Consider the following 6,230-nt stretch of genomic DNA (forward strand, 5'->3'; position numbering starts at 1 on the left):
GCATTCCCCAGATTTTTTCCGTTTCGATGGAACCGAACGGCCTTGCCGCGCGTCATAGCAAGGCATGGGAGAACGTGACGTCGCTCGGATAGACCCCTCTGGTGTGCGGGACATCGCGCAGCGCTGTGAAGCGGTCGCCGATGCTCTGGCGGTGGCCCCGTTGCTGCGGTGGTACTTCGACGGGTTCTGCGGTGGGCGTGACCACGCCGCGCGGGCGGCCGCCCTACGCGCCGCGCTGGATCAGTCGGCCGATCAGCTTCGCGCCTGGGCGTCCGCTTCGGCGGAAGCCGCAGCGGGACTGCGGGTTTCGTCGGCAAGATACGAGGATGCCGACGCGGACCTCGCCGGCCGGTTGGTCTGACGATGGCGTCGACGTTCGACGTCGCCGGGCGGCTCGCGGAGGGCGACCGCGCGCTGACTGCTCTTGACGACTATGTGGCAGCCTGCCAGGTATTGGGGATGCCGGCTTCCGCGTCACTGCTGGAGTTGTATCGAGCCGAGAGCGGTCTGGACCTCGCCGCGCTGGCCGCCGATGCCCGCTCGCTCGAGGCTGCCGCCGTTGTCGCGCAGGACGCATTGCGGTTGCAGGGCAACGGATATCGGGAGCTGACGGTGCAGTGGTCCGGTACAGGTGGCGACGCTGCCGCCGATTTTCTGCGCACGCTGACGGTCGCAGCGGAGGATGTGGTCGCGCACCTGCAGCGCAGCGCCCAGGCGCTGACGACGCTGCGTGACGAACTGTGGCGTGCCGTCGACACCAAGGTCGACGCGGTGCTGCGGGCCGATGCGCAGGCTTCGGGGCGTCGTGACGAGTGGGGCGCGGCGGCCCGCGCGGTCCTCGGTGGAGCCGGAGATGTGGCGACCGCCAGCGAGATCGTCGATCAGCAACTCAAGCCTTTCGTGCTTCGCGTGGTGTCCGGGGACTTGCTACCCGCGTTGCGGGACGCCTCAGAAGCCGTTGTGGCAGGCTACGATTCGGCAATCGGCGCGGTCACCCCGGCGAGTGTGTCGTTCGCGGTGCCCGTCGTCGTGACACCCGAATGGGCGCCACCCCCGTCGTCCCTGCCGCCCGCTGCGCCGACGTATCAGGCCGCAGCGGCGACGCCGTTCGGAACATTGGGTACCGCGGCGAGTTTGACGCCGTCGTCTCCGCCGGCGCCGTCGGCCGAAGCGCCTGTAGGAGCGCCTGCAGCGCCGGAGCAAGCGCTCGGAACGGCGGCGGTGCCGGAGCCGGCGCTCGGCGCCGCGGCTGCAACTCCAGCCGGCACCGGTATGCCCGCAGACCTCGGATTGGGCTCGGGCGTCGGCAGTTTGGGTCAACAGCTGACCGATGCCATCGGGGGAGCGCTCGGGTCCATGGCAGGGCTGGCGCCGGACTCGTCCGGATTTGGCGGGCTCGACGAGATCAAGGACGGTCTGGGAGACGACCTCGGACTGGACGACGGCACCGACCCAGCCGAGGACGACGACGAGGACCCTGACGAGGACGAGGAGAAGAAAGAGGCCGACGAAGAGGACGAGACCGACGAGACCGATGAGGTGGACGAAGGCACCGACAAGATGGCCGCCGAAGCCGACGAGCAGTCCGTCGAGCCACCTCCTTCGGACCCGGTTCAGCCGCCACCCGCGCCACCCGCGCCACCCGCGCCGACCCTGCCCCCGCAGCCAGCCATGCCGCCAGTGGAACCTATTGCCCAACAGGAGGATCCGACGACCAAGACGCCGTGTCAGATCGCGGCCGATCAGCTGCCGCTGGCGGGGGACTGATCAGGCCCGCACATCACCGCTGGTCCTGTATCCAGGGCGTGCTTGCTCGAGTGCGCTACGCCGTCAGCACAGGGTGAACGCTTCCGGCCGGCCGGCCGCCAGAAGGTCAGCCCTTCAGCAGGGCGGCGACCTTGTCTTCCAGCGCGGGGAGCTCGGCGTCGGGATCGGTGGCAACGGTCTTCGGCAGCACCACGTCGGCGTCGGCGAAATCCTTGTACGCCTTGTCGCCGGTCAGCTGGTGCAGCAGGTAACCGGTCAACAGGGCCCGCACCGTCTTCTGGGTGCGGCGATCGGCGCCGGGCATCCCGACCAGTTTGGACAGCCGGAAGCCCTCGGCCAGCCCGCCCGGCACGGCTTTGTCGACGGTCCGCACCGTCGCGGTCCGCCACGCGGCGGCCAGCTCGGTGGCATTGGACTGGATGGTCAGCTCGGCGCCCGGCGCTTTCAGAATCAGGCCGGGGACGCGCAGACCGGCAGCCGGCTGATCGGCCTCGGGCTTGCTGGCGGTCGGGAACACCGCGGCGACCGCCTTCGGCGGATTGGCCGACGAGCCCAGACCGGCGGCGGTGAAGATCGCGGCCGACGCCCCGAATCCGTGCCCGACCAGGCCCAGCTTCGTCGGGTGCACGCTGATCTTGCCGGGCCCCAGTCGGACCCCGGTGATGATGTCGAGGGTGGTGCCCAGGTCGAAGGACAGGTTCAGCACCGACGGCGCGATGCCGGTCTCGGTGTCCGGCGCCGCCGCGACGATGCCCCAGGACGCCAGATGCTCGAGCGTGCCGTTGTAACGTCCGACACCCTGCAACCAGTCGTGACCGAATGCCACACCGGGCAGATTCAGCCCGGACTCCGGGGTGTAGACAGTGCCCGGCAGGCCGGCAAAACCCAGGTCACCGCGCAGAACGCGGTGCGGGCCGCGGCGCGTCAAGGCACCGAAGAGCTGCTTCGTCTTGGCCACCCGATGACGTTAGCGCAGTGCCTGCGCATTGTGCGCGATGCGGGCGCAGTCCGGCACCCCAGCGGCTGCACTACCCTGAATAACCATGTGTGGAATCGTCGGCTATGTCGGGCAACGGCCGGCCCGCGACATCGTGGTCGACGCGCTGCGACGGATGGAATACCGCGGTTATGACTCCGCCGGTCTCGCCTTGGCCGACGGCCACGGCGGCCTGACCATCCGGCGGCGCGCCGGCCGATTGGCCAACCTCGAAGAGGCGCTGGCCGAAACCGATGCCGCCGAGCTCGAAGGCACCACCGGCATGGGGCACACCCGCTGGGCGACCCATGGACGCCCCACCGACCGCAATGCGCATCCGCACAGCGATGCCAGCGGCAAGCTCGCGGTGGTCCACAACGGCATCATCGAGAACTTCGCGGTCTTGCGCGCCGAGCTGGAAACCGACGGCGTCGAGTTCCAGAGCGACACCGACTCCGAGGTGGCCGTGCATCTGGTGGCGCAGGCCTACCGGCAGGGGCCGACGGCCGGCGACTTCGTCGCGTCTGTGCTGGCCGTGCTGCGCCGGCTGGAGGGTCACTTCACGTTGGTGTTCACCAACGCCGACGAGCCGGGCACCATCATCGCGGCCCGCCGGTCCACCCCGCTGGTGGTCGGTGTCGGTGACGGCGAGATGTTCATCGGCTCCGACGTCGCGGCCTTCATCGAATACACCCGCGACGCCGTCGAGCTCGGGCAGGACCAGGCCGTGGTGATCACCGCGGACGGCTACCAGGTGCTGGACTTCGACGGCGCTGATGCGTCCGACCGTGCTCGGCCTTTTCATATCGACTGGGACCTGTCGGCCGCCGAAAAGGGTGGCTACGACTACTTCATGTACAAGGAGATCGCCGAGCAGCCCACGGCCGTCTCCGACACGCTGCTCGGCCACTTCGTCGACGGCAAGATCGTCCTCGACGAGCAGCGGCTCTCCGACCAGGAGCTGCGCGATGTCGACAAGGTCTTCATCGTCGCCTGCGGTACCGCGTACCACTCCGGCCTGCTCGCCAAGTACGCCATCGAGCACTGGACCCGGCTCCCGGTCGAGGTCGAGCTGGCCAGCGAGTTCCGCTACCGCGACCCCGTGCTGGACCGCAGCACGCTGGTTATCGCCATCTCGCAGTCCGGCGAGACCGCGGACACCCTCGAGGCCGTCCGGCACGCGAAGGGCCAGAAGGCCAAGGTGCTGGCCATCTGCAACACCAACGGCTCGCAGATTCCCCGCGAAGCCGACGCGGTGCTCTACACCCGGGCCGGGCCGGAGATCGGCGTCGCCGCCACCAAGACCTTCCTCGCCCAGTTGGCCGCGAACTACCTTGTCGGCCTGGCGCTGGCCCAGGCCCGCGGCACCAAGTACCCCGACGAGGTAGCCCGCGAATACCGCGAGTTGGAGGCCATGCCGGCCTTGGTCGAGCAGGTACTCGAGCGGCTGGACCCGATCGCCGATCTGGGGCGGCAGTTCGCGAAGTCGCCCACGGTGCTGTTCCTGGGGCGGCACGTCGGTTACCCGGTGGCCCTCGAAGGTGCGCTCAAGCTCAAGGAGCTGGCGTACATGCACGCCGAGGGCTTCGCTGCCGGTGAGCTCAAGCACGGTCCCATCGCGCTGATCGACGACGGTCTGCCGGTGATCGTGGTGATGCCGTCGCCCAAGGGCGCCGCGATGCTGCACGCCAAGCTGCTGTCGAACATCCGCGAGATTCAGGCCCGCGGTGCGGTCACCATCGTCATCGCCGAGGAAGGCGACGAGACGGTGCGCCCGTACGCCGACTACATCTTCGAAATCCCGGCCACCTCGACGTTGTTCCAGCCGTTGCTGTCGACCATCCCGCTCCAGGTGTTCGCTGCGTCGGTGGCCCGTGAGCGGGGCTATGACGTGGACAAGCCCCGCAACCTGGCGAAGTCGGTCACCGTCGAGTAGGCGCGCCGAGCGGGTCGGCGCAACGGTGCAGGTGCCGCCAGGGCACGTGCGGTGCCGTCTGGTCGCGTCGGCGGCGCCCCAACTCGGGGTGTTCAACGCCGACGACGGGTTCGACGTGGTCGCCGCGCGGCCGGGCGGCCGGCAACACTATTGAGTTATCAAGGTGCACAACGTATTTAGGCAGCGGCGTCCAGCCGCATGGTGCGGCGGTTGTACGCGGGGATGGGTCGCCGGTGCGGGTCGACGGTGGCGGGTGGGATGAGCCACGGATGTTTGTCCATGCCCATGACGACGTGCCAGCCGTCGTGGTGGATGTTGGCGTGGCACGCCGGGCACAGCAGACAGCCATTGCTCAGGCTCGTTTCGCCGTGGTGGGTCCAATGCACAATGTGATGGGCATGGGTGCGTCCCGGGGGTGCGCCGCATTTGATGCAGCACTGATCACGCAAGTACAGGGCCTTGCGTAGATGAGCCGGGAACAGGCGTTTCTCGCGTCCCATGTCCAGCGGCACCTGTTCGCCGTCGACCAGCACCGTGGTGACCGCGGTGTCGCAGGTCAGGCGGTCCAGGGTCAAGGCGCTGATCGGCCCCATGAACTCCAACTCGGCCAGGTCCGGGGTGTCCGCGGGCACCGTCAGCAGTAGTTGCGTGCGCGGCGCGCTGGCGACGTCACCGCCGCGGGCGGCGATATCCAGCACCGCCTCCAACGCATCGGCACGCCGCCGCCCCGCCGACCGCACATCCGGGCTGCCGTCCGGTTCGGGCCGCGGCGGCGATAACTCCTCCATCGCCGCGACGTATTTGGCGCCGACCTCGGCATCCAGGTCCGCGCGGATTTGTAGCCGGCCGTCACTGGTCACGCGATGGTCGACGGTGTTGATCGAGCGGTCCTCGGCCGCGGGCACGCCGCCCTCGGCGGCGGCCACCCGGTTCCCCAGCCGGCGGGCCCGGTCACCGATCTGGGCCGGCGTGGCCCCCGAGAAGAACTGACCGAGCAGGTCGGTGACCTGTTCGAACCGGGCAGCCTCATCAACAGGACCTGGCGACCGCGCCCTAATGTGATTGATGCCCTTGATGATCGCATCGACATGCTCACCCGAGATCGCCCCATCAGCAGCATGTGCCACCAAAGTCGGCAGCGACGGCAACGCCGCACCAGCCCGGACCAGCCGCTCGGCCACCGACGGCGCGCACCCAAGACTGATCAACAGCTCCCGCGGCGTCCGCCCCTGCGACGACGCCACACCAAGCCGCCCCAAGGCAGTAGCAACCATCGCCGCCAGATGATCAACCACATTCCGCAACGTCAGTAGAACCCGCATCGTCTCCAAGGCGTCGCCCCCGGCCATCTCATCGGGGACGACCGAGCCCCGGATGACGTCGAGACTGGCGCTGAGATCTCGTGTGACTCCCATACCCAATCTTATCGAACATATGTACTGCTTATCTGCTTAAGTGGACCCGGTGGCTAGAATTCGCCAAAGGTGTTGCTAGGCAACAACTCTTGATCGATCTCCGGTAGGCGTTCAATGTCATGCAGTGGGGCGTCGG

6 protein-coding genes are annotated in these 6,230 nt (G+C 68.4%); 4 read left to right on the forward strand and 2 right to left on the reverse strand.

Annotated elements, in window-relative coordinates:
• Positions 1 to 64 precede the first annotated feature (64 nt).
• Complete coding sequence (locus TL10_RS20160; protein WP_043987011.1) at positions 65 to 361, forward strand: hypothetical protein; 297 nt, start codon at positions 65 to 67, stop codon at positions 359 to 361.
• A 2-nt stretch (positions 362 to 363) separates the two neighbouring features.
• Positions 364 to 1,767, forward strand: coding sequence for a hypothetical protein (locus TL10_RS31995; RefSeq protein WP_043987012.1), 1,404 nt, complete (start codon positions 364 to 366; stop codon positions 1,765 to 1,767).
• A 106-nt stretch (positions 1,768 to 1,873) separates the two neighbouring features.
• On the opposite strand, the gene TL10_RS20170 is transcribed toward TL10_RS31995, so the two are convergent.
• Entirely contained in the window at positions 1,874 to 2,725 is an 852-nt protein-coding gene (locus TL10_RS20170; RefSeq protein ID WP_043400869.1) for a dienelactone hydrolase family protein, read from the reverse strand.
• An 85-nt stretch (positions 2,726 to 2,810) separates the two neighbouring features.
• On the opposite strand from TL10_RS20170, the gene glmS reads away from it, so the two are divergent.
• Positions 2,811 to 4,679, forward strand: a complete 1,869-nt coding sequence (glmS, locus tag TL10_RS20175; RefSeq protein ID WP_043400872.1) for a glutamine--fructose-6-phosphate transaminase (isomerizing) — start codon at positions 2,811 to 2,813, stop codon at positions 4,677 to 4,679.
• A gap of 25 nt (positions 4,680 to 4,704) precedes the next feature.
• Complete coding sequence (locus TL10_RS32000) at positions 4,705 to 4,833, forward strand: hypothetical protein (RefSeq protein WP_267884356.1); 129 nt, start codon at positions 4,705 to 4,707, stop codon at positions 4,831 to 4,833.
• Between the two features lie 22 nt (positions 4,834 to 4,855).
• Here the strand turns inward: TL10_RS32000 and TL10_RS20180 are convergent, their stop codons facing one another.
• Positions 4,856 to 6,094 (reverse strand): HNH endonuclease, encoded by a 1,239-nt coding sequence (locus TL10_RS20180; protein ID WP_043987013.1) that lies wholly within the window; start codon positions 6,092 to 6,094, stop codon positions 4,856 to 4,858.
• Between the last annotated feature and the right edge of the window lie 136 nt (positions 6,095 to 6,230).

The organism is Mycolicibacterium llatzerense (assembly GCF_000878195.1).
Taxonomy (GTDB): domain Bacteria; phylum Actinomycetota; class Actinomycetes; order Mycobacteriales; family Mycobacteriaceae; genus Mycobacterium; species Mycobacterium llatzerense.

Coding starts and splice junctions, on each gene's coding strand:
- TL10_RS20180 (WP_043987013.1), bottom strand. CDS start 6,094: ATGGGAGTCACACGAGATCTCAGCGCCAGTCTCGACGTCATCCGGGGC.
- TL10_RS31995 (WP_043987012.1), top strand. CDS start 364: ATGGCGTCGACGTTCGACGTCGCCGGGCGGCTCGCGGAGGGCGACCGC.
- TL10_RS20160 (WP_043987011.1), top strand. CDS start 65: ATGGGAGAACGTGACGTCGCTCGGATAGACCCCTCTGGTGTGCGGGAC.
- glmS (WP_043400872.1), top strand. CDS start 2,811: ATGTGTGGAATCGTCGGCTATGTCGGGCAACGGCCGGCCCGCGACATC.